Here is a 21,714-nt window from a genome sequence, read left to right as displayed (position 1 = left end):
GATGGGATATGCTGCGCGGCAACATATGACCATACATATTCGGTCGTCATGCTCTATCAACTGCACGAACTGACCCGCAACCTGCTTGCCCCCTGGGTGCACCAGGCCCAGGCCAACGCCAAGTTCTTCGCCAACCCGGGCCACTGGTGGTCGCAGATGCCGGGTGCCGATCGCCTGGCGGCGGTCAACGAGTTGTTCCATCGCATCGGCAAGGATTACGAGAAGCCCGAGTGGGGCATCAACGAAATCGAGGTCGAAGGCGAGCGCGTGCCGATCGTCGTGCACGAGGAAGTAAGCAAGCCGTTCTGCAAGCTGCTGCGCTTCAAGCGCCACAGCAATGAAGCCGACCAGCTGCACACCATGCTCAACCAGCCGTTCGTGCTGGTGGTGGCACCGCTGTCCGGCCACCATGCCACGCTGCTGCGCGATACCGTGCGCACGCTGCTGCGCGACCACCGCGTGTACGTCACCGACTGGGTTGACGCGCGCATGGTACCGGCCAGCGAAGGCGAGTTCGGCCTGGACGACTACATCGCCTATATCCAGGAGTTCATCCGCCACCTGGGTGTCGAGCGCCTGCACGTGGTCAGCGTGTGCCAGCCCACCGTGCCGGTGCTGGCCGCGGTTTCACTGATGGCCAGCCGTGGCGAGCCGACGCCGCGCACGCTGGTGATGATGGGCGGCCCGATCGATGCGCGCTGCAGCCCGACCGCAGTGAACAACCTGGCCACGCAGAACCCGCTGTCGTGGTTCGAGAACAACGTCATCCACACCGTGCCGGCCAGTTACCCCGGCGCCGGCCGCCGCGTGTATCCGGGCTTCCTGCAGCACGCCGGCTTCCTGTCGATGAACCCGAGCCGCCACTTCAGCTCGCACTGGGATTTCTACACCGACCTGGTCAAGGGCGACCTGGAAGACGCCGACGCGCACCGTCGCTTCTACGACGAGTACAACGCGGTGCTGGACATGCCGGCCAAGTACTACCTGGACACCATCCGCGTGGTGTTCCAGGACTTCCTGCTGCCGCGTGGCGAGTGGGTGGTCAATGGCGAGAAGGTCGACCCGTCGGCGATCCGCGATACCGCGCTGCTGAGCATCGAGGGCGAACTGGACGACATCGCCGGCCTTGGCCAGACCGAAGCCGCGCAGGCGCTGTGCACCGGCATTGCTGCTGACCGCCGCGAGCATTTCATCGTCGAAGGCGCCGGCCACTACGGCATCTTCAGTGGCCGTCGCTGGCGCGAAGTGGTGTACCCGAAGGTACGCGACTTCTTCGCCGCGCATGCCGAAACCCCGGCGGCGAAGGCTACGAAGAAGAAGAGCAACGTCACCCCGTTGCGGCGAAAGGCGGGGTAACCAGGCCCTGGTAGATGCCAACCTTGGTTGGCGCTCTACCATGGATCCCGGCATCTGATCGATCGTGCCAACCAAGGTTGGCACCTACCGAAGCCTGGGCTCCCGCTTACAACCGCACCAGCAGGTTCTTGGCGATCAGACCATGCAGTTTGCCGACGCCGCGTGCCAGGTGCATGGTCAACAACAGCAGCAGTACGCCCACGGCGGCGATCACGATGCCCACCAGCGGCGAAGCGGCCATCGGCAACACGTTCACGCCGTCGACGTACACGCCCGGAATGTCACCGCTGAACAGTGCGGCCACCGGTGCCCAGATGAACCCCAGTGACAGCGACAGCAACGTCACCGCGATGGTGAAGTAGATGACGCCCAGCGGCAGCATCAGCACGAAGTACAGCAGGGTCAGCCAGGTACGGCCATCGGTGAACATGTCGCCGATGCGCTGCAGCCAGGTGCGGCTGCGGTCGGTGTAACGCGGGCGGCGCGGCATGCGCTCGCCCAGCAGTGCTTCCACCAACCGCCCTTCCAGCAGCGCCAGCCCGCGCACCGAGCCGAAGAACAGCACGGTCAGCGGAATGCCGATGATCAGGATCAGCAGGCCCAGCGACAATGACAGGCCGGTCACCACCCAGGTGAAGAAGAAGATGCCGGTGGCCAGCGACAGCAGCATGTAGAACAGCGCACCGTAGGTGTGCGGATCGGTCACCACGCCGAAGAAGCGCGCCAGCAGCGAACGCTGCACCGGCGCCTGCGGCGGTGAGGCCGGCTCGACGCCACTGGCTTCGGCCGCTGCACGCAGCACCGGCGCGGTATCCGCACGCGGCGTGCGCAGCGCGCGGTTCACCGTCACTTCGGTCTCGCGGTAGATCTCGGCCACTTCGTCCGGGGCGCCATAGCTGCCGGCCACGTCGGCGATGACCTCGGCTTCGCTGCGGCCGGGCTGCGCCGCCAGCTCCGAGCGCAGGTATTCCTCGGCGTCGTACAACGCGTCCTGCACCATCGCCGGATCGGCACCTTCCAGCGCCGCGCGCAGCTGCGCCAGATACTGCGGGATGGTGGTCGGCAGGGCTCGGCCTGCCAGGCTCGGGTCGTTCATTGCGGTACCCCCTCCAACACGGAATCGACGGAATCACGGGTGGCCTGCCAGGCTTGGCGCCACTGCGCCAGCACCTCGCGGCCACGTTCATTGATGCGGTAGTAGCGCCGGGGCGGACCACTGCTGGATGGCTCCACATGGCTTTCCAGCAGCCCGGCGCCCTCCAGGTTGCGCAGCACCGGGTACAGCGCGCTCTGCTTGCCGCTCAGCACGCCCTCGCCCACCCGCTCCAGCTCCTTGGCAATGAGATAGCCGTACAGCGGCTCGCCGGCCCGGGCCAGCACCGCCAGCAGGGCCAGCGACACGGTTCCGGCGCTGAGCTCCTTCTGGAACTTCTTCAGGTGGACATCGTCTTCGACCATGACCTGCCCTCCACTACGTTGAAGTCCACAGTAGTGCGAAGTTCGGTATAGCGAATGTGTCGTTAGTCACTCTGCCGGTTGGCGTGACCGAATTGCTCGCGCAGAATCGAAGCCTCGTTCATGTTCCGGGGTTCCCATGCCGCACCGCCGTCGCCTTGCCCTGACCGCCCTCGCCCTCGCCTGCCTGCTGCCCGCCATGGCCAGCGCGGCCTCGCCTTACCGCAGCCCGCAGCAGATCTTGGACGCCTCGCCGGCCAGCGACTGGCGCACGCCGGACCCGGCCAACCTGCTGTACATGGACCTGCCGGCCGGGCGCGTGATCATCGAGCTGGCGCCGCAGTTCGCCCCGCGCCATGTCGCCAACATCCAGACCTTCGCCCACGAGCACTTCTGGGACGGCACCAGCATCTACCGCTCTCAGGACAACTTCGTGGTGCAGTTCGGCGATGCCGACGCCGATGACGCGGCCAAGGCCAAGCCGTTAGGCAGCGCCGCGCGCAAGCTGCCGGCTGAATTCGAGCGCGCCAGCGCTGGCCTGAAGGTCAGCGTGCTGCCGGATCGCGATGGCTGGGCCGCGCAGACCGGTTTCGTCGACGGCTTCCCGGTCGGCCAGGACCCGCAGGCCGGCAAGGCCTGGCTGGCACATTGCTACGGCATGCTGGGCGCCGGCCGCAGCAACGAAGAGGACAGCAGCATCGGTGCCGAACTCTACGTGGTGACCGGCCAGTCACCGCGTCAGCTCGACCGCAACATCACCCTGGTCGGCCGCGTGCTGAAGGGCATGGAACTGCTCAGCGCGACGCCGCGCGGACCGGCGCCGATGGGCTTCTACACCGACCCGAAGCTGCGTACGCCGATCGTGTCGATCCGCCGTGCCAGCGACGTGCCGGTGGCCGAGCGCACGCCGATCCAGGTGCTGCGCACCGATTCGAAGACCTTCGCCGATACGGTGGAGGCGCGGCGCAATCGCGTGGATGATTTCTACAAGCGCCCGGCGGGGCATATCGACCTCTGCAATATTCCGGTGCCGGTGCGGTAGGAGCCTGGCTTCCTGCGCGTTGCGCGTGCTGAAGGTACTTCGCTGTTCATGGGCGTTACTTTTCTTTGTGCGCAAAGAAAAGTAACCAAAAGAAACGCTCCGCCGGTCGCGAGCCGGTGCTGCGCACCGGTACCCTCCGCTCCTCGGCCCGTCGAGGGACGGCGCGGGAACTCGCTGCGCTCAGACACCCGCGCCTCTTCGCCCTCGCCGGACCTGCGGTGCTCGGCTCGCTCAAGGCGGATCCAACATCAAAGGCAGAAGCGCTCGCTTCGCTCGCCGGGCCCGGCCCGGCACTACCAAGCATCGTCGTGCAGCTGTGGCTCTTGATCTTGAATCCGCCTTGAGCAAGCCGAGCATCGCAGGGGAATCAGGGGCGAAGAGGTGCCGATGTCTGAGCGCAGCGAGTTCGGCACCGTCCCCTGATTCACCGAGAAGCGCAGGGGACCGACGTGCGAAGCGCGGCGGCTCGCGACCTGGCGGCGCGTTTCTTTTGGTTACTTTTCTTTTCGCGCGAAAAGAAAAGTGACGCCCATGAACAATGAAGCACCTTCAGCACGCGCCACGCGCAAAACGCCAACGCCTCAGCCCTTCTGACTCACCGCCACGCTACCCAGAATCAACGCACCGGCAATCAGCATCTGCAGCGTCACCGGCTCATCCAGGAACAACCACGCAAACGCCGCACCGAACAACGGAATCAGGTAGGTCACCGTCGACGCCCGCGACGGGCCGATACGACCGATCAGGCGATAGAACATCAGGAACGCCAGCCCGGTACAGGCCACGCCCAATGCGATCGCCGCGCCCCAGGCCTTCAACGGAATCGCCGCCTGCGGCCAGTGGCTGACCGCCATCGGCAGCATCCACAGCGAGGCGCACGACAGCGTTGCCGCCGCGGCGGCGGCCGACGGCAACCCGGTCATGTGCCGCTTCACCAGGTTCACGCCCAGGCCGTACAGCAGCGATGCCGCCGCACCGGCCAGCACTGCGGTGCCGATGCTCAGGCCGGAGACCTTGGCCGTGGCCAGCACCACCACGCCGGCGAAGCCGACCAGCAGCGCCCCGGCACGGCGCATGCCGATCTTCTCGCCGAAGAACAGGAACGCGATCAGCGCGGCGAACAGCACCGTCATCGCATTGCAGATCGCGCCGATCGCCGCCGGCGCCTGTTCCGCTGCATAAGCGAACAGCACGAACGGCAACGCCGAGTTGATCAGGCCGATCGGCGCCAGCCACAGCCAGCGCCGCGGCGGGAACTGCGCGCGGGCGCGCCACAGGAACGGCAGCAGCACCAGCGCACCCAGCACCAGCCGCACCTCGACCAGCGCGAACGGGCCGAACGACGGCACCGCCACCCGCATGAACAGGAACGAGCAGCCCCAGATGGCGCCCAGCAGGGTCAATTCCAGCGGCGTGCGCCAATCGCGCTCGGCCGCCTGTGGGACCGCATTCATGCCTTGCCTCCGTACATCGTCAATTCTTCGCCAAGGCGGACAGGATCAGGCGCAGACGCCCGCGGCACAAGCGCGTAGTATCGCTGCCAGCCACAAATATGGTTTGAGGCTCGACATGCTGCTACGCCCTTCCCTGCTACCCGCACTGGCCGTGTTCGCGGTCGCGGCGCGCCACCAGAACTTCGCCCAGGCCGCGCAGGAGCTGCACCTGACCGCCAGCGCGGTCAGCCACCACGTCCGCCGCCTGGAAGAAGTGCTGGAAGTACGGCTGTTCCTACGCCACGCCCGCGGCGTGCGCCTGACTGCCGAGGGCCGGCAACTGGCCGACGCTGCCAGCGCCGCCTTCACCGATGTCGCGGCCGTCGCCCATCACCTGCAGCCGGATGCCGACAGCGTGCCGCTGCGCATCACCACGCTGCGCTCGCTGTCCTACTGCTGGCTGCTGCCACGGCTGCCGCGCTTCACCCAGGCCTACCCGCACATCCGCATCGAGCTGCATACCGGCAGCGGGCTGGATCGCTATGACGACAACGGCCCGGAAGTGGGCATCCGCTACGGCCTGGGCCAATGGCCCGGCCTGCGTGCGCAGCACCTGATGGATGACTACCTGTTCCCGGTCGCCTCACCGGCACTGGCCGGCGTCGAAACGCTGGTCGATCCGGCGCGCATCGCCGACCTGCCGCTGCTGACCGACCTGTCGCCGCAGGGCTGGCGCGACTGGTTCCGCCACGCCGGCGTGCGCACGCCGTCGCCGCTGCCACCCATGCACACCTTCGCCGACAGCACCGACGCGATGCGTGCAGCGGTGTATGGCATGGGCGCGGTGCTGGCGCGCACCCACATCGCCCAGCCCTACCTGCAGCGCTACGAGGTGGTGCGCCTGCCCGGCCCGGCGCTGAAGGCGCGCTATGCGTATCACGTAGTGCATGCCGAAGGACAACCGCCCAGCCCGGCCGCACGCCTGTTCATCGACTGGCTGCTGGAACAGGCGCAGGACGAACGCACACCGATTCCGGCATTGCCGGACAGCCTGCTCGGGCGCCCGGCCACGCCCACCTGACTTCGCCCTCACCCATTCTTTGCCCGATGCTGGCTAGGCTGCAGGCAACTCCACAACGTACCTACGCCATGGCCATGCTGCGACTGCGCATTACCGGAACCGAAGACGACGCCCGTGCCATCAGCGACCTGCTGCTCGGCCTGGATGGCATCGAGCATGTCGAGGAAACCGACGACCTGATGCCGCACATGGACGACGACGACTCCAGCTCGGCCGGGCTGTCCGATGACATCGGCCCGGGCATCCACGAGCTGGAAGTGGAAGTGGGCAATGAAAGCACCGCGCAGAAGGTGCGCGACGCCGTGCAGGATCTGGCGCTGGAACTGGATGTGTTCGTCGAGTACGAAACCGACGAGGGCTGATGCCGGCGGGCTGCCGGCATCAGCCTTGACCTCAGCGGTTGGGCGGCAGCTTGCGACGGTGGCGACGCCACCATGCGCGCACGCCCCAGGCTGCGACCAGGGCCAGCACCGCCACCGGCAGCAGCGCGGCAACAGCACGAATCAGGAACGCCACGCTGGTGCTGAGAATGCTGCCCGACTCGCTCAGCGCCTCGCCGATCTCACTTCGGCTGCGTTGGCCCGAAGTGGTCTCGAAGTGCAGCGTCACCAGCTGGGTATCGATGCGCCGGCGCTGCTGCGCGGCGTCCTTGTTGGCCTGCTCGACACCCGCCTCGATCTCTGACAGGCGCGTGGTGATCGCCATCAGATCTTCGATCTTCAGGTCCTTGCGGTCCTGGTAGGACAGCAGGCGGGCGTGCTCCTTTTCAAGCCGCGCCTTGGTCAGCGCCGTGTCTGCCACGGCCTGTGCCAGATCCTCGGCGCGGGTGGTGCGCGACTGCAGCGTTCCGCCCTCACCGGCCATCGCGATCAGCGGCTCGGCGCCCTTCGGCGCGATGCGCACCTTGACCTCACCGCTGGGTTGCTCGCCACTGCGCTGGTCGACCTGCAATACCGCGCAGTCGCCGAACTTCGCGCTCTGGCAGGCTTGGGCGATCTGCTGGATGCGCGGCGCGATCTTTGCCGCCTCCAGCTGCACCTGCACGTCATGTTCATAGGCGAGGAACGCACCTTCTGGCGACGCGACGGCCGCTTCGGCGGCCGGGGCGCCCGCATCCGCGGCCATGTCGCCCTGCTTGGCGCAGCCCGCCAATGCCAGCAGCACCACCGGCATCGCCAGGCTGCGCGTCCAGGCGCGCGCGCCCGTCACAGTGCGGCTCCGTCGTAGGAGGTCACCGAAAGGCCAGCCAGATCGACCTGCGGCACGCAGCGCACGTTCACCGCCACCATCGGTGTGCCGCTACGCGGATCGACCGCTTCGCTGTAGGGGGCGACGCCACATTCGCGGCAGTGGTGATGGTCGATGTGGGCCTTGTTGAAGTGGTAGGTAGCCACGTCAGCCGGATCGGTGGTCAGCTGGAACGCCGCACGCGGGGCGAACCACAGCAGGCTGCCGCGACGCCGGCACATCGAACAGTTGCAGTCGATGACGTCGCTGATCGGCGCCTCGGCCTGTACGTTGAATGCGATCCTGCCGCAATGGCAGCTTCCCTGGTATTCCATGTCCTGCGCTCCTTTGGAGGGTCCTTGAATCCGCCCATGGTAATCCTATGGCACGGGGACAAAGCAGCGACGGGGCCCTATGCTCAGGGTTTGACCCCGTACAGGAATGCCGATGCGCCCGCATCTTCTTGCCCTCGCCCTGGTCGCTGCGCTGGCCGGTTGCCAGCCGGCCGACGCCCCGACCAACGCTTCCACCCCGGCCACCAGCCAGCAGGCCGGTGACGCGGCGGTCGATGCCGCCTTCGCCGACCTGTCCAAGCGCGCCCTGGACACCTGGATGCAGCTGTCGCCGGTCAGCGCTACCCAGATCGGTGACCACCGCTACGACAGCGAGCTGGACGACCTCAGTGCCGCCGGCCAGCAGAAGACCCTGGCAGCCTACAAGGCGCTGCTGGGCGAGCTGGACAAGATCGAGGTGGCCAAGCTGGGCCGCGAGAACCAGGTGGACGCGGCGATCCTGCGCAACCAGCTGCAGTCGGAAATCTGGAATGCCGAAGTGCTGCAGTCCGGCAAGTGGGATCCGCAGCTGTACAACGGCATTGCCGGCAGCGCGATCTACGGCCTGATGGCGCGCGAGTTCGCGCCGCTGCCGGAGCGCCTGAAGTCGGCCACCGCGCGCATGGAAAAGCTGCCGGCGATCTTCGCCCAGGCCCGCGAGAACCTGGATCCGGCGCGCGTGCCGAAGATCCATGCCGAGACGGTGGCCAAGCAGAACAAGGGCATCCTAAGCATCGTCGATACCTTCATCACCCCGCACATCGGTGAACTGCCGCAGGCCGACCAGCAGCGCCTGCAGGCCGCCATCGACGGCCTGAAGAAGGCGGTGGACGAGCAGCAGACCTGGCTGGACAAGACCCTGGTGCCGAATGCCAAGGGCGACTTCCGCATCGGTGCGGAAAAGTACGACCAGAAGCTGAAGTTCGCGCTGAGCTCGTCGCTGTCGCGCCAGGAGATCGGTGAGCGTGCACGCGCCGAACTCAAGCGCGTGCGCGAAGACATGTACGGCATCGCGCAGACCGTGCTGAAGGACAAGCCGGGTGCGCCGGAGATGCCGGCCCAGCCGACCGACGAGCAGCAGCAGAAGGCGATCGAAGCTGCGCTGGAACTGGCCTACGCCGACAAGCCGGCACGCGACAAGGTCGTCGACGATGCCAAGGCCGCGCTGGAGCAGTCCACCGCATTCGTGCGCGAGCACGACCTGATGACGCTGCCCGATGCGCCGGTGGACATCATCCTGATGCCGGAATTCCAACGTGGCGTGGCCGTGGCCTACTGCGATTCGCCGGGTCCGCTGGACAAGAACCTGAAGACCTTCTACGCCGTGTCGCCGATTCCGGACGACTGGAACGACAAGCAGGTCGACTCGTTCCTGCGTGAGTACAACTCGCGCATGATCCACCTGCTGAGCATCCACGAAGGCACCCCGGGCCATTACCTGGAGGGCTGGCATTCGGCCAAGTTCCCTTCCACCCTGCGTGCGGTGCTGCGTTCGGGCCTGTTCGCCGAAGGCTGGGCGGTCTACACCGAGCGCATGATGCAGGAGCAGGGTTACCTCAACAACGACCCGCTGTTCCACCTGGTGCAGCTGAAGTTCTACCTGCGCACGATCTCCAACGCGATCCTCGACCAGGGCGTGCACGTGGACAACTGGGATCGCGAGAAGGCGATGCACCTGATGACCCACGACGCGTTCCAGCAGGAAAGCGAAGCGGCCGGCAAGTGGGTGCGCGCGCAGCTGACCTCGGCGCAGCTGCCGACCTACTTCGTCGGTGCGCAGGAACACTTCGACACCCGCAAGGCGGTGCAGGAGAAGCTGGGCGACAAGTTCAACCTGAAGGCGTACCACGACCAGGTACTGTCCTACGGCGCACCGCCGGTGCGTTTCGCACGCCAGCTGATGCTGGACCAGCCGATCGAGTGATCGCGCCGGTGTGAGCTGAATGATAACGGCCCGGGGAAAAACCCGGGCCGTTTTCTGTTCTGGCGGTTGCGAACTGCCATCCTGGTGGTGCGAACTGCCATCCTGGTGGGTGCGAACCTTGGTTCGCACCGCTTCTGCCGCCACTCAATCAGACGATGTGGATATACAGCTTCCTCGAGTCCAGTCTCAAATCGAGGAAGTACTCCACACCACACCCGCGGCAGGCAGCGGGACAATCCTCATCGCTCCCACGTTGGTTCTCCGAGGCATCAGCCACCACCGGATATCCACAATCAAAACAAGTAAAGGCAATGTTGCTGCCATGGGGGTCGGCCCATATTTCATCTCCATCACCGTCCATTACAAGAAAGTCCGTGATGTTCATGATTCACCGGGATCGCTTGGTTGATTGCTGGAGACTACTCGAATCCGAGCATAAGGGGCGCGAAGCTGCTTCCGTCTCATCACACTGCGACGCCGCCATCCATCCCGGATTCAAGGTGAATGCAACAGGTTGTTGAACTGCGCTTCACTGCAACCCGACTGCGCGCAGCCCGGCAGCATCAGCTCCACCCGGCCCGGCGGCTGTGCGTCGGTCAACGGGATCGCACCACGTAGCTGCTCGCGCGTGGGATAGACATACACCAACCGGTAACGCACTTCACCGGCCCCACGATCACGCCAGCGCTCGAACTGCAGCAGGCCGCCGATCGGCGTCTTCTCGTACTGCCCCGGCAGGCTGTAGTCCGTGATTCCCAACGCCACCAGCACCGAACCAATGTTGGAATCGTGGCCGACCAGCAGGCTCACCTTTGGCGATGCCGGGTCCTCGAACAACGCATTCACTCTTGCCAGCAGCGGGGCGGCCACATCGCGCGCCACTTCGGGCGTTCCGAACAGGATGTCCTGGTAGCGGTTGCGGATCTGCGCCAGCGCCTGCCATTGCGCCTCGGTGGTCAACCGGCCCCAGCCTTCGCGGGGGATGCCACTGCCCTGGTAGTGCTCCATCAACAAGGCATCGACCAACCCGCTGGCCAGGGCCAGCGAACCGGACGCGCGTGGTTCCTTGCCCGGTTCCGCATTGAAGATCGTGTCGGCCAGCATCAGATGGCACTCGCTGTGCCCCGCACAGGCCGCCGACTGCGGGTAGCGGGTGATCTGCTCCACCACGGACAGTGCCGGTGCCAGTTCCGATGCGGCCAGCGCTCGCTGCATTGCCGACATAGCGCGCTCGCGGAAGACCGTGTCTCTGTTGTGGATCACCGGATTGAACATCGGATCCATCGTGCCCAGCGCCATGCGCTGCTCGACCGCGACATGACAGCCCGGGAAGGCACCGGCAACGAAGAACTGCGCGGTGGCCTGGGTGCGCTGAAGGCTGTTGGCATGGGCGTGGAAGTCAGCCAACTGCGGGCAACCCGAAGCCGGCAACAGCTGCGCCTGACGCAGCCACTGGCCCATGTAACGGCCCATATAGACCTCCAGCACGCCGCCTTTGGTGGTGAGCTCGCCTGCGCCCACGTCCCAGCCTGGCCAGCGCTCCGGAGTGGCATTGGCCAGCGCGCCCGACGCCACCACCGGCGCGCGCAGGTTGTGGCGGCTGAGCAGGATGACCTGCTCAAGTGAGCCCTCACGTGTTCCGCTCACCTCGCCATTGTCCGCCATGGCTGGAACAGCGGTCACAAGGCTCGTCACCAGCGATAGGCAACGAAAGATACGGAAGTGCATCCGAGTCTTTGAGCACGATTGAACCTGCATCACTGCTCCTATAGTGCAGATAGAGTCTCGAGCCCATGTCTGCTGATCAACGGTCGGCACGGCAATGTCAAAACGGTGAACAGACCGTTCTCCGAGCTACCGAATGGGGATGGTAGCACCGTCAACCCATGACCTCCCCGACACGCGATGCAAACGCATCCAGTCGTGAAATATCCAGTGATCGCCTCCCACTCGAGGATGCTCCCTGAGTCACGTCCTCGTCTGATTGATACACGCGAGCGCCGAACCGATCCAGGATCTCGACGCCGCCCTGCGCTACATCCCCGGCCCCGACATTCAAGAGAAGCTCCAGGCATCAGAACAAGCCACGGACACAACGCGCAGAGCAGCTTACTCGACTACGAGACTGATGCAGAAATTAAGAGAGAAGTCCTACGCAACGAACCCGCTACCACTGACAGCAAGTAGCCATACGGACGGCGCATTCTTGATGCCGACCAAGGGATGTGCCCTGGTCATCAACACACACCTATAAAAGGAATTACGTCATGCACGCATCCGCAACCATTTCAGATCCAAACGCCGTCGCCGCATGGATGAAATCATCCAGCGCAAATGCAAGATCCCTCGACGCAGTGTTTGAAACCGAGGCGGACGAAATCAAAGTAGCCGCATTCAGCAGTGACTGCTGCGGATCGAACAATTACGAAGAGCGCTGACAGACTCCGTTGATGGCACGCGGCGTGGATGCGTGTCATCAACACTATCAAACAGGATCAGAATCACGATGACTCGCAGTCATGACGGCATGAGCCGAATAGCACAAAGCCCAGAACAAAGCCGCATGCGATGCGATGGAACATTCCCCTTACCAAACGACACATCATCATCGACCGCAATCATTGCCGCGACGACTCGATCCAATATTAATCGCGCTATCGAACTCCGCAGAAGGGGATTGATCACCGAGATAATTGGCACAGATCCCGCTTACTCGACAACGCCATCCGACGCGCTTCGCAAACTGGAGGGTGATGCGGGAATTCACACCATTATCGTGTTCAGTGACCAGCTTACATCCAGCCTTGACGCTCCTGTCTTGACGTCCCACCACGGGCAGCAGCGCTACCTGCCTCTGGTGGAAGGAGTCCTCAACAGCATCCACGAATTTCAAATCATGACAGGCACATGCGATGACACGATCAAATTGCCACCCTGCTCACCCATCACTTCCGTTCTGCGCACTATTTCGAACCATCTGGATTCCAACCAGAAGCTTGGAGGAGACTGGCTCGCGCAACCAGTTCAGACAAAGCGATGGCCTGCTACACGGCTAGCCGAGAGCAGATTCCGTCAGCGTGTCTTTCACTCAGCTCTGATGCACATGTACTGGAAGCATCCTGACTTCAATCCCAAGCATTTCGATTGGCTCCATGGACAACTCAAGAACCTCTACCGCGCATCGCAGCCAGCAAAGGAGGTCCAGGATGCACGAAAGTCAAGCACATGAGAGTCGTCAGCCTGCCCCGGAGGCCACCTTTCGGCACAGCGTTCAGACAGAGCAACAGCTTGGATTGACCCTTTCCGATAGGGAAAGGAAAGCCATCCTCTCCGCATGCGAAGTCAGCGGACTCGATATGGATTCCTACTACAGCTGGTATCAATCGAAAGCCTCCATCAGCTCCCAGTTGGCTGACCTTTGCCGCCCGTCACTGTTGGAGGCGGTCCACTGCATCGACCGTTCCGACTACTCCTCAATCGATGGAAAGCTCCCTGCCGACAGGGGAGTTGTGATCGCACTGCCGCATCACGGCCACTATATCCTGTCTGCGGTCCGTCTGATGGAGCACATTCGCCATCTGCGTGACATCTACATCTTCTATGGCGACCCAAAGAACCATGCAGGCAACGAATTGTTCGACGACCTGTACCACCGGCTCTTCAATCACGCCGGATGCCGCGCGAGCATCATCCACTCGAATGCCAGAGGGATAGGCATAGCGCTTCGCGCACTGAAAAATAGAGCTGCAGTCATCATGATGCCCGATGTCCACCGCTTTCGCGAAGAAGCCTATTGCATTCCATTTTTGGGGCGCCCCTTGGACATCATGCTGGGAACCGCCGCAATGGCGCGCAAAACCGGAAGTTGCATATTGCCAGCCATCTCCGTCGTTGACCGGGATCTTCGAGCAACTATTACTTTCGGAGATGCCATCGAGCCTATACAGACGCGAGCATCGCTTCCATCTGAAGTAGCTGACTACTGGACGATGGCTGAAGTCTATCGTTTCCTTGAGCGTGCAATGGGACCTCAGGCCATCTATTGGCATTACATCAGGCAACACTTCATGAAATCCTCCAAGTTCCCGATGTTTCACCCCGAAACAATCGATGAAGCTTGGCACATGTTCTCCAATGACCCGCGAACCAAGCCACACACGCGTTATACGGCATGCCTGGATTGAACATGGATCAATTTCATTCTCCTTCCATTACCTTGGCGGCCATCGCCCTGATGGCGATGGCGCCCATCAATGGATACGCAACGGATCAAGAGAATGCCGATGCAACTCATCTCCCTGCGATCCATGCGGTCCACTCAGCCCCCGGCCCGCGCATCTGGCAGTTCAGAAAAGGCTCTTCAACGCTGCTTGTACTGGGCACGATTCAACCCCTAAGAAAGAGCCTATCCATCGATACTCGCAGCGTTGAAGCAGCAATCTCGACGTCTGATGCAATTCTGAGCCCTCCGGGCGTGACCGTGGAGCACGATGGCGGGGTATTTCGCAGCCTCATTCTGTGGCCCGCCATCCGCAAGCTCAAGTTCCTTTCAGGTAGAAGAACGCTTCGTGACGAGCTCACCGAAGAAGAGTACACGCGATTGAGCGATCTCAAGATTCTCTATGGCCTGCATGACGCGAGCATTGAGAGGATGCGCCCAATGTACGCGGCTTGGAAAATTCATGATGCTGCACTGCAATTCAGTGGAGCCCGAGCCGGTGAGCCACTTTCTCGAGCCATTGACCGCATGGCCCGCGATCATGGGATCCCGATGATCAACGCCCGCTTCCCGATGCTGGTGAGAGGCGCCAGGGAAACTATCCAGAATTTTCACATTGACTCCGTGAAAGACCGCAAATGCTTCTCGGATGCCACATCAAGCCTGCGGCCCTGGCTCGATAACCTAGATGAGCTAGGTCATGCGTGGGCAGAGGGAGATATTGAATCGGGCGCGCTCCTGCATGCCCCTCCATCGCCCTCCCGGTGCTGGGCTTGTCTGACCAACGACGCGATCGCCACTACGATGAATATTGACCTTGATATCCAGAGACGAACTCACTGGGTTGCAGTGCTCCGCTCAACTACTTCGCGGCACAGTACGGTTTTCACCACTCTGCCCTTGGATGATCTTCTGCATTCAAGAGGCATGGCCGCGGTACTCGTGGACGAGGGATACATCCCCGATGCCAGGGTGTTCTTTGGCGATCAGCCGCGACCTCCAAACATCGGAGCAAGTGAAACCTCAAATCATCCGGACGGGTGACGATGTAACTTGGCACCTTGCAACGCGGTCACATCGAAGTCACTGATCGGCAGCCACAAAGCCACCGGTCTGCCGCGCCCACAAGCGCGCATACAGGCCACCGGCAGCAATCAGCTCGGCATGGGTGCCGGTCTCGACGATGCGGCCCTGGTCCATCACCACCAGCCGGTCCATGCGCGCGATGGTCGACAGCCGGTGCGCGATCGCGATCACCGTCTTGCCGCCCATCAGCTCATCCAGGCTGTCCTGGATCGCCGCTTCCACTTCCGAGTCCAGTGCCGAGGTTGCTTCGTCCAGCACCAGGATCGGTGCGTCCTTCAGCAGCACGCGGGCAATGGCGATGCGTTGGCGCTGGCCGCCGGACAGCTTCACGCCGCGCTCGCCGACATGCGCGTCGTAGCCACGACGCCCCTGCCCGTCCACCAGCGTATCGATGAAGGCCTCGGCACGTGCTTTGGCCACCGCAGCGCGCAACTGCTCATCGGTCGCGTCCGGCCGGCCGTACAGCAGGTTGTCGCGGATCGAGCGATGCAGGAGCGAGGTATCCTGGGTGACCACGCCGATCTGCTGGCGCAGGCTTTCCTGAGTGACGTAGGCAATGTCCTGGTCGTCGATCAGGATGCGGCCGCTTTCCAGGTCGTACAGGCGCAGCAGCACGTTGACCAGGGTCGACTTGCCGGCACCGGAAGGACCCACCAGGCCGATCTTCTCGCCCGGCTTCACCACCAGGTCGAGGCCTGCGATCACGCCGCCCTTCTTGCCGTAGTGGAAGTGGATGTCCTGGAAGTGCACGCCACCGCGGGTCACCTGCAACGGCACCGCGTCCTCGCGGTCCTGCACGGTCAGCGGCTGGGCAATGGTGGTGATGCCATCCTGTACCGTACCGATGTCCTCGAAGATGCCGTTGATGGTCCACATGATCCAGCCGGACATGTTGTGGATGCGGATCACCAGGCCGGTCGCGAGCGTGATCGCGCCGACAGTGATGTGGCCGCCATTCCACAGCCACAGGGCCAGGCCACAGGTACCGGCAATCAGGAAACCGTTGACGATGGCGATGGTCAGGTCCATGCCGGTGGTCACCCGGGTCTGCGCGCGGTGCTTGACTGCCAGCTCCTGGATCGACTCGGCCACGTAGGCCTGCTCGCGCCCGCCATGGGCGAACAGTTTCAGCGTGGGAATGTTGGTGTAGCCATCGACGATGCGGCCCATTGCCTTCGAACGTGCTTCCGAGGCGATCCAGGCCCGCTCCTTCGCGCGCGGCACGAAGTAGACCATGATCACCACGTAGGCCAGCAGCCACAGGATCAGCGGCACCATCAGCCGCCAGTCGGCCTGCGCGAACAGGTACAGCGCGGTGCCGGTATAGACCACGATGTACCAGAGCGAGTCGACCATCTGCACCGCCGACTCGCGCAGCGAGGTACCGGTCTGCATCACCCGGTTGGCGACGCTGCCGGCGAAGTCGTTCTGGAAGAAGCTCAGGCTCTGCCGAACCACGTAGTTGTGCATCAGCCAGCGCGAGCGGTTGCTCAGGCCGGGCACGATGGCCTGGTTGACCAGCAGGTTGTGCAGGCCGACCAGGATCGGCCGCGCGATGACCGTGATGAACAGCATCCAGCCCAGTTCATTGGCATGGCGCTTGAAGAAATCGGCACCGGGTTGCTCGGCGACCATGTCGACGATGCGGCCCAGGTAATCGAACATGGCCACTTCCACCAGCGCCAGGAGCAGGCCGGCGATGAGCGTGGCCAGCAGCACCGGCCACACCGGGCGCAGGTAGTGCAGGTAGAACGGCAGCACCTTGCGCGGTGGCATGCGCCCATCCACGGGCGGGAACACCGGAATCAGGGATTCAAACCAACGGAACATCGCATTCCCTCGCCATCTTAGCCGGCGGAGTATCCCACGCCGCATGTGTACGCCGGCCGACGATGCCGCGGCGCCGGTAGTGCCGGCCGCTGGCCGGCAACCTCGCTACGTTTCCAGAGATCATGAGGTTGCCGGCCAGCGGCCGGCACTACCCTCATTCTTTGACCGGGGTGAACAGCAGGTCCTGGAAATCGAAACTGAAATCGGTCAGGTCGGAAATCGGCTGCATGCGCACCTCGCGTACCTTGCCGTCCGGGTCCAGGCTGAAGTTCACGAAGGCGTCGGCGTTGAGCGAACGGTCGTCCCAGCGCACGATGAAGGTGTCGTGCTGCCAGTGCTCCAGGCGCCCGCTCAGCTGCGCGGTCTTCGCAAAGCGCAGGCGCAGGCCCTTGCCTTCGGCGCTGATCTGCATGTCGCCATACCAGCGGTCAAGGAAGCTGCCGGTGTAGCCGGCCAGCGCCAGCGATGGCCTGCTGCCCTTGTCGCGTGCGCTCTGGTGCTTGGCCCAGGCCTCGTCGGCCTTGTCCTGTCCCTTGGCCACGGCCTTGGCATAGGCGTCCACCCAGTCATGCTTTTCACCGCCCAGGTAGGCATCGAGCACGCTCAGGGTGATCGCATTGAACGCCGCGCCCACTTCCTGATTGGTCAGCACCACCACGCCCAGTTTCTCGCCCGGTACCAGGGTCAGCCGCGAAACCATGCCCGGCCAGCCACCGGTATGCCAGACCAACTTCTGCCCACGGTAGTCGCTCAGGCTCCAGCCTTCGCCATAGCCGGCGAAGTTGGCCCGCGCAGGTGCCAGCTCCGGCACGCTCGGCGCCGGGATCGACTGCGGCGTGATCATCCGCCACATCTGCTGCTGGCTCTTCTCGCTGAACAACGGCGTGCCGTCGGCCAGCTTGCCTTCGGCCAGCTGCACCTGCATCCAGCGCGCCATGTCGTGCGCGCTGGAATAGATGCCGCCGGCGCCGGCATTGTTCGACCAGGTCAGCGGCGCAACGGTGCGCAGGTCCTTGAAATCGTACTTGGCGTGGCCGACCGCGGCCTTGTCGCCCGGCTTCAGGTGATCGGCGTTGTAGCGCGTGCCGGTCATGCCCACCTTGTCGAATATGCGCGTCTGCAGGAACTGCTGGTAACTCATGCCCGAGACATGCTCGATCACCTGCTGGGCAACCGCGTACAGGATGTTGTCGTACGCGTAGCTCTCGCGGAAACCGCCCTTCAGCGGCACCCTGCCCAGCCGTTCGACTACTTCGGCATTGCTGTAGGAGGTGGCCGGCCAGAACAGCAGGTCGCCGGCACCCAGGCTCAGCCCGCTGCGGTGCGACAGCAGGTCGCGGATCGTCATCTGCCCGGTCACGAACGGATCGGACATGCGGAACGACGGCAGGTGGTCGATCACCTTGTCATCCATCTTCAGCTTGCCGTCCTCGGCCAGCAGGTTCAGCGAAGTGGCGGTGAACGCCTTGGTGTTGGACGCAATGGCAAACAGCGTATCGGCCTGCACCGGTTCCGGCTTGCCCTGCTCGCGCACGCCCCAGCCGCGCTCCAGCACCACCTCGCCATCCTTGACCACCGCCACCGCAATACCGGGCACGTCGAACTGCGCGCGCACGCGCTCGACGGTCGCATCCAGCTCCTGCAGCTGCGCCGGGGTGGCAGCGCTCGCCATGGTCGTGCACGCCAGCAGCACGGCTCCTCCAATCCAGGGTTTCATCCAGCACGATCTCCGAACAGGGGTAGCGGCCATGTGCAGGCCGTCACCGGGGTTTCGCGGGATGGTAACGGTCTGCGGCGCACCCTGCCCTGTGCCATTGGAGGGGTGTCATGGGCGGAAACGGCCAACCGAGCAACGGCTCCACCATCATTCCGTGCCTGCGCTATCGCGACGCGCAGACCGCCATCGACTGGCTGCAGCGCGCCTTCGGCTTCCATGCCCAGGCCGTGTATGCCGACGGCGACACGGTGTTCCATGCGCAGCTGACCTTCGGCACCGGCATGATCATGCTGGGCTCGGCCAGCAACCAGAGCGCGTGGAGCGAGCATACGGCGTTGCCTGATGAGGTCGGCGGCCGCCAGACGCAGAGTGCCTGCGTGATCGTCACCGATGCCGACGCGCACTACGCCCGGGCCAAGGCCGCCGGTGCCCGCATCGTCATCGACATCGCCGACCAGGACTACGGCGGCCGTGGCTATGCCTGCGCCGACCCCGAAGGCTATCTGTGGTGGTTCGGCAGCTACGACCCGTGGCGCACGGACCACGGCCAGTGACCGCGACCGCCCGGCAGGCGGAGATCCGCTGCGGCATCGGTGGCTGGGTGTTTCCCGAATGGCGCGGCGGCGTTTTCTACCCCGTGGGCCTGCCGCAGCGTGAAGAGCTGGCCCATGCCAGCCGCGCCCTGCGCTGCATCGAAATCAACGGCACCTTCTACCGCACGCCCACCGCCGCACAGTGCGCGCAGTGGGCCGCGCAGACGCCGGAAGGCTTCCGCTTTGCGATGAAGGCACCACGCTACCTGGTGCAGCGCCGCGACCTGTCCAGCACGGTGGAGGCAGCCGCGCCCTTCCTGCAGGCAGCGATCGCGCTCGGTGACCGGCTTGGCCCGTTGTTGTGGCAGTTCGATCCACGCCACCCGGCCTACGCCGATGCACTGGACGCGCTGATGGCGCAGCTGCCGAAGCAGCTGGAAGGGGTGCCGCTGCAGCATGCGCTGGAGGTCCGCAATGCCGCAGCACATGGCCCCGCACTGGTCGCCGCCGCGCGCCGCCACGGCGTGGCACTGGTGATCGAGGACAGCGACGAGGCGCCGCTGCACGGCGACGTCAGTTCGGGCTTCGTCTACGCGCGGATCAAGCGCAGCCAGGCCCGCTTGAAAGAGGGCCTGCCTGCGCCCGTGCAGCAGCGCTGGGCTGAACGCGCGCGACGCTGGTCACGCGGCGAGCCGGTGGACGACCTGCCCTGTCTGGCCGGGCACGCCCCGGAAACCCCGCGCGAGGTCTACCTGCTGTGCATCGGTGCCGGCAAGGCCCGCAACCCGGCGGCAGCGATGGCCCTGCAGCGCCTCATCGACGGCGCCAGCGGTCCAGCCCCCACAGCAGGGTCCAGCCCACCACGAACACGCCCGCAACGCGCAGCACGTTGAGCAGGAAGGCCGCCAGGCCCAGGCGTTGCAGTTCGAGGAATGGATACGGCGCCTGTCCGGTCATTGCAGCGACCAGCATCGCCCAGCCAAGGTAGGCCAGCGGTACCAGCAGCACGCCGCCCAGCGCGCGCCAGCGCAGCTCACCGTGCGGCAACAGCAGCAGCCACCCCAGCAGGAACAGGGCAGGCACGACATAGTGCAGGCCCGCATCGACCCACCATTGCAGCCCGGTCGGTTGCCACAGCCCCTGCAATGCAAGCACGTAGACGCACGCGGTCACACCGATGCACAGCGCCAGGCTCGCCGCCACCGCCGGCTTGAGCACTCTGCCAAGGACCAGCCACCCACATCCGACGCAGACAGCCAGGTTGCTGAGAATGGTGAAATAGCCGAAGAAACGCAGCGTCGCCACGCCGATCCCGGCCGCCGCCCCCGGCCCCTGCACCAGCAACAGGTACTGCAACAGCAGCGAGGCTGCCGCCATCAGGGCAGTCAGTGCGGCCCATCCGCGCAGAAGGGAGCAATCGGCTGCCATGGCTCGGTTCTCTGGGTCGATGCCGCGAGCATGCCACAGTCATCGCCGACGGCCGCGCGATTGCCTCACAATAGGCCGATGAGCACACCCGACACCCGCAAAGCGCTGTGGCAGATCCACTTCTGTGTCCTGCTGTGGGGCATCACCGCCATCCTCGGCAAGCTGATCACCCTGCCCGCACTGCCGCTGGTGTGGTGGCGCATGCTGCTGGTGACGGCGATGCTGGCCCTGCTGCCACGGGTCTGGCGCGGGTTGCGCACCCTGCCCCTGCGGCTGGTCGCCGGCTACGCCGGCATTGGCGCGCTGGTCGCCCTGCATTGGCTGACCTTCTATGGCGCGGTGAAGCTGGCCAATGCCTCGGTGGCTGCCACCTGCATCGCACTGGCGCCGGTGTTCACCTCGATCATCGAACCGTGGGTGGCCAAGCGGCCGTTCCAGCTGCGTGAGCTGGCGTTCGGCCTGGCGGTGCTGCCGGGTGTTGCGCTGGTGGTCGGTGGTGTGCCCGATGGCATGCGCCTGGGTGTGTTGATCGGCGCGATCTCAGCGCTGCTGGTGGCGGTGTTCGGCTCGCTCAACAAGCGCATGGTCAGCCACGCCGATCCGCTCACGGTCACCGCGCTGGAGCTGGGTGCGGGCACCCTCACCCTGACCCTGCTGGCGCCGCTGATGCCCTACCTGCTGCCTGCGCTGGCCAGCCCGTTGTGGGTGGTCCCGGACCTGCACGACGGCATCCTGCTGCTGGTGCTGGCCGGGTTCTGCACGCTGCTGCCGTTTGCCCTGGCCCTGGTCGCACTGCGCCACCTGAGCGCCTACACGGTGCAACTGGTGACCAACCTGGAGCCGGTCTATGCGGTGGTGCTGGCGGTGGTGCTGCTGCGCGAGCAGCACGAGGTCACCCCGTGGTTCTACCTGGGCGTGGCGATCATCGTCGGCGCGGTGTTCCTGCATCCGCTGCTGAACCGCCGCAAGCCGGTGCAGCATCCGGAGATTCTTGGCACGGCCGAGGCGCGCAACATCGCCGATTGAATGCATCCACGCATGGCCTGGACGC

22 protein-coding genes are annotated in these 21,714 nt (G+C 64.5%); 12 read left to right on the top strand and 10 right to left on the bottom strand.

Annotated elements, in window-relative coordinates; all coding sequences use genetic code 11:
* Window positions 1–48 precede the first annotated feature (48 nt).
* The gene (locus O0J15_RS03415) at window positions 49–1,356 is read left to right on the top strand and encodes a polyhydroxyalkanoate depolymerase (RefSeq protein ID WP_155029199.1); all 1,308 of its coding nucleotides are present in this window, start codon (window positions 49–51) and stop codon (window positions 1,354–1,356) included.
* A gap of 106 nt (window positions 1,357–1,462) precedes the next feature.
* Here the strand turns inward: O0J15_RS03415 and O0J15_RS03410 are convergent, their stop codons facing one another.
* Window positions 1,463–2,452: a sensor domain-containing protein gene (locus O0J15_RS03410; RefSeq protein WP_134735785.1), complete on the bottom strand. Its 990-nt coding sequence runs from the start codon at window positions 2,450–2,452 to the stop codon at window positions 1,463–1,465.
* Entirely contained in the window at window positions 2,449–2,814 is a 366-nt protein-coding gene (locus O0J15_RS03405; protein WP_021203665.1) for a PadR family transcriptional regulator, read from the bottom strand. Before O0J15_RS03405 ends, O0J15_RS03410 begins: the two co-directional genes overlap by 4 nt.
* Before the next feature lie 136 nt (window positions 2,815–2,950).
* Between O0J15_RS03405 and O0J15_RS03400 the strand changes: the two genes are divergently transcribed.
* Window positions 2,951–3,853 carry a peptidylprolyl isomerase gene (locus O0J15_RS03400; RefSeq protein ID WP_308305083.1) on the top strand — a complete coding sequence of 301 codons (903 nt, stop codon included), beginning with the start codon at window positions 2,951–2,953 and terminating at the stop codon, window positions 3,851–3,853.
* Window positions 3,854–4,434: 581 nt separating this feature from the next.
* Here O0J15_RS03400 and O0J15_RS03395 read toward each other — a convergent pair.
* Window positions 4,435–5,307 (bottom strand): DMT family transporter, encoded by an 873-nt coding sequence (locus O0J15_RS03395; protein WP_134955427.1) that lies wholly within the window; start codon window positions 5,305–5,307, stop codon window positions 4,435–4,437.
* A 115-nt stretch (window positions 5,308–5,422) separates the two neighbouring features.
* Here O0J15_RS03395 and O0J15_RS03390 point away from each other — a divergent pair, with 115 nt between their 5' ends.
* Both O0J15_RS03390 and O0J15_RS03385 read left to right on the top strand, forming a co-directional pair.
* Complete coding sequence (locus O0J15_RS03390) at window positions 5,423–6,367, top strand: LysR substrate-binding domain-containing protein (protein WP_171952267.1); 945 nt, start codon at window positions 5,423–5,425, stop codon at window positions 6,365–6,367.
* A 68-nt stretch (window positions 6,368–6,435) separates the two neighbouring features.
* Window positions 6,436–6,729 (top strand): hypothetical protein, encoded by a 294-nt coding sequence (locus tag O0J15_RS03385; RefSeq protein ID WP_021203661.1) that lies wholly within the window; start codon window positions 6,436–6,438, stop codon window positions 6,727–6,729.
* A 31-nt stretch (window positions 6,730–6,760) separates the two neighbouring features.
* On the opposite strand, the gene O0J15_RS03380 is transcribed toward O0J15_RS03385, so the two are convergent.
* On the bottom strand, window positions 6,761–7,540 hold the full coding sequence (locus O0J15_RS03380) for a DUF4349 domain-containing protein (RefSeq protein WP_155030420.1): 780 nt from the start codon (window positions 7,538–7,540) through the stop codon (window positions 6,761–6,763).
* Window positions 7,541–7,572: 32 nt separating this feature from the next.
* On the bottom strand, window positions 7,573–7,929 hold the full coding sequence (locus O0J15_RS03375; protein WP_134729418.1) for a GFA family protein: 357 nt from the start codon (window positions 7,927–7,929) through the stop codon (window positions 7,573–7,575).
* A 112-nt stretch (window positions 7,930–8,041) separates the two neighbouring features.
* Between O0J15_RS03375 and O0J15_RS03370 the strand changes: the two genes are divergently transcribed.
* Window positions 8,042–9,850: a DUF885 domain-containing protein gene (locus O0J15_RS03370; protein WP_005408718.1), complete on the top strand. Its 1,809-nt coding sequence runs from the start codon at window positions 8,042–8,044 to the stop codon at window positions 9,848–9,850.
* A gap of 148 nt (window positions 9,851–9,998) precedes the next feature.
* On the opposite strand, the gene O0J15_RS03365 is transcribed toward O0J15_RS03370, so the two are convergent.
* Window positions 9,999–10,235 carry a hypothetical protein gene (locus O0J15_RS03365; RefSeq protein WP_043396519.1) on the bottom strand — a complete coding sequence of 79 codons (237 nt, stop codon included), beginning with the start codon at window positions 10,233–10,235 and terminating at the stop codon, window positions 9,999–10,001.
* Between the two features lie 110 nt (window positions 10,236–10,345).
* The gene (gene agp, locus O0J15_RS03360) at window positions 10,346–11,515 is read right to left on the bottom strand and encodes a bifunctional glucose-1-phosphatase/inositol phosphatase (protein WP_111098969.1); all 1,170 of its coding nucleotides are present in this window, start codon (window positions 11,513–11,515) and stop codon (window positions 10,346–10,348) included.
* Between the two features lie 602 nt (window positions 11,516–12,117).
* Between agp and O0J15_RS03355 the strand changes: the two genes are divergently transcribed.
* The 4 genes from O0J15_RS03355 to O0J15_RS03340 all read left to right on the top strand — a co-directional run bounded on the left by O0J15_RS03355 (window position 12,118) and on the right by O0J15_RS03340 (window position 15,113).
* Window positions 12,118–12,288, top strand: a complete 171-nt coding sequence (locus O0J15_RS03355; RefSeq protein WP_157999904.1) for a hypothetical protein — start codon at window positions 12,118–12,120, stop codon at window positions 12,286–12,288.
* Window positions 12,289–12,356: 68 nt separating this feature from the next.
* Window positions 12,357–13,079 carry a hypothetical protein gene (locus tag O0J15_RS03350; RefSeq protein WP_171952268.1) on the top strand — a complete coding sequence of 241 codons (723 nt, stop codon included), beginning with the start codon at window positions 12,357–12,359 and terminating at the stop codon, window positions 13,077–13,079.
* A complete protein-coding gene (locus tag O0J15_RS03345; RefSeq protein ID WP_308305082.1) occupies window positions 13,057–14,034 on the top strand; it encodes a hypothetical protein in 978 nt (325 codons plus the stop codon). Before O0J15_RS03350 ends, O0J15_RS03345 begins: the two co-directional genes overlap by 23 nt.
* Before the next feature lie 2 nt (window positions 14,035–14,036).
* Window positions 14,037–15,113 (top strand): TraB/GumN family protein, encoded by a 1,077-nt coding sequence (locus O0J15_RS03340; protein WP_308305081.1) that lies wholly within the window; start codon window positions 14,037–14,039, stop codon window positions 15,111–15,113.
* Window positions 15,114–15,152: 39 nt separating this feature from the next.
* Here the strand turns inward: O0J15_RS03340 and smrA are convergent, their stop codons facing one another.
* Both smrA and O0J15_RS03330 read right to left on the bottom strand, forming a co-directional pair.
* Window positions 15,153–16,985, bottom strand: coding sequence for a multidrug efflux ABC transporter SmrA (gene smrA, locus O0J15_RS03335; RefSeq protein WP_111102003.1), 1,833 nt, complete (start codon window positions 16,983–16,985; stop codon window positions 15,153–15,155).
* 154 nt (window positions 16,986–17,139) lie between these two features.
* Window positions 17,140–18,702, bottom strand: coding sequence for a serine hydrolase (locus O0J15_RS03330; RefSeq protein WP_308305080.1), 1,563 nt, complete (start codon window positions 18,700–18,702; stop codon window positions 17,140–17,142).
* A 110-nt stretch (window positions 18,703–18,812) separates the two neighbouring features.
* Here O0J15_RS03330 and O0J15_RS03325 point away from each other — a divergent pair, with 110 nt between their 5' ends.
* Both O0J15_RS03325 and O0J15_RS03320 read left to right on the top strand, forming a co-directional pair.
* The gene (locus tag O0J15_RS03325; protein ID WP_308305079.1) at window positions 18,813–19,256 is read left to right on the top strand and encodes a VOC family protein; all 444 of its coding nucleotides are present in this window, start codon (window positions 18,813–18,815) and stop codon (window positions 19,254–19,256) included.
* A complete protein-coding gene (locus O0J15_RS03320) occupies window positions 19,253–20,128 on the top strand; it encodes a DUF72 domain-containing protein (protein WP_308305078.1) in 876 nt (291 codons plus the stop codon). Before O0J15_RS03325 ends, O0J15_RS03320 begins: the two co-directional genes overlap by 4 nt.
* On the opposite strand, the gene O0J15_RS03315 is transcribed toward O0J15_RS03320, so the two are convergent.
* Window positions 20,049–20,663 (bottom strand): Pr6Pr family membrane protein, encoded by a 615-nt coding sequence (locus tag O0J15_RS03315; RefSeq protein WP_180832690.1) that lies wholly within the window; start codon window positions 20,661–20,663, stop codon window positions 20,049–20,051. The two genes, O0J15_RS03320 and O0J15_RS03315, sit on opposite strands and share 80 nt — an antisense overlap.
* Window positions 20,664–20,741: 78 nt before the next feature.
* Between O0J15_RS03315 and O0J15_RS03310 the strand changes: the two genes are divergently transcribed.
* Entirely contained in the window at window positions 20,742–21,689 is a 948-nt protein-coding gene (locus O0J15_RS03310) for a DMT family transporter (RefSeq protein ID WP_010486385.1), read from the top strand.
* The last annotated feature ends 25 nt before the right edge of the window (window positions 21,690–21,714 follow it).

It is taken from the genome of Stenotrophomonas sp. Sm10 (genome assembly GCF_030985515.1).
In the GTDB taxonomy this organism is placed as follows: domain Bacteria; phylum Pseudomonadota; class Gammaproteobacteria; order Xanthomonadales; family Xanthomonadaceae; genus Stenotrophomonas; species Stenotrophomonas hibiscicola.
The sequence above is the reverse complement of the archived record's forward strand: the minus strand, read 5'-3'. Positions and strand labels throughout refer to the sequence as shown.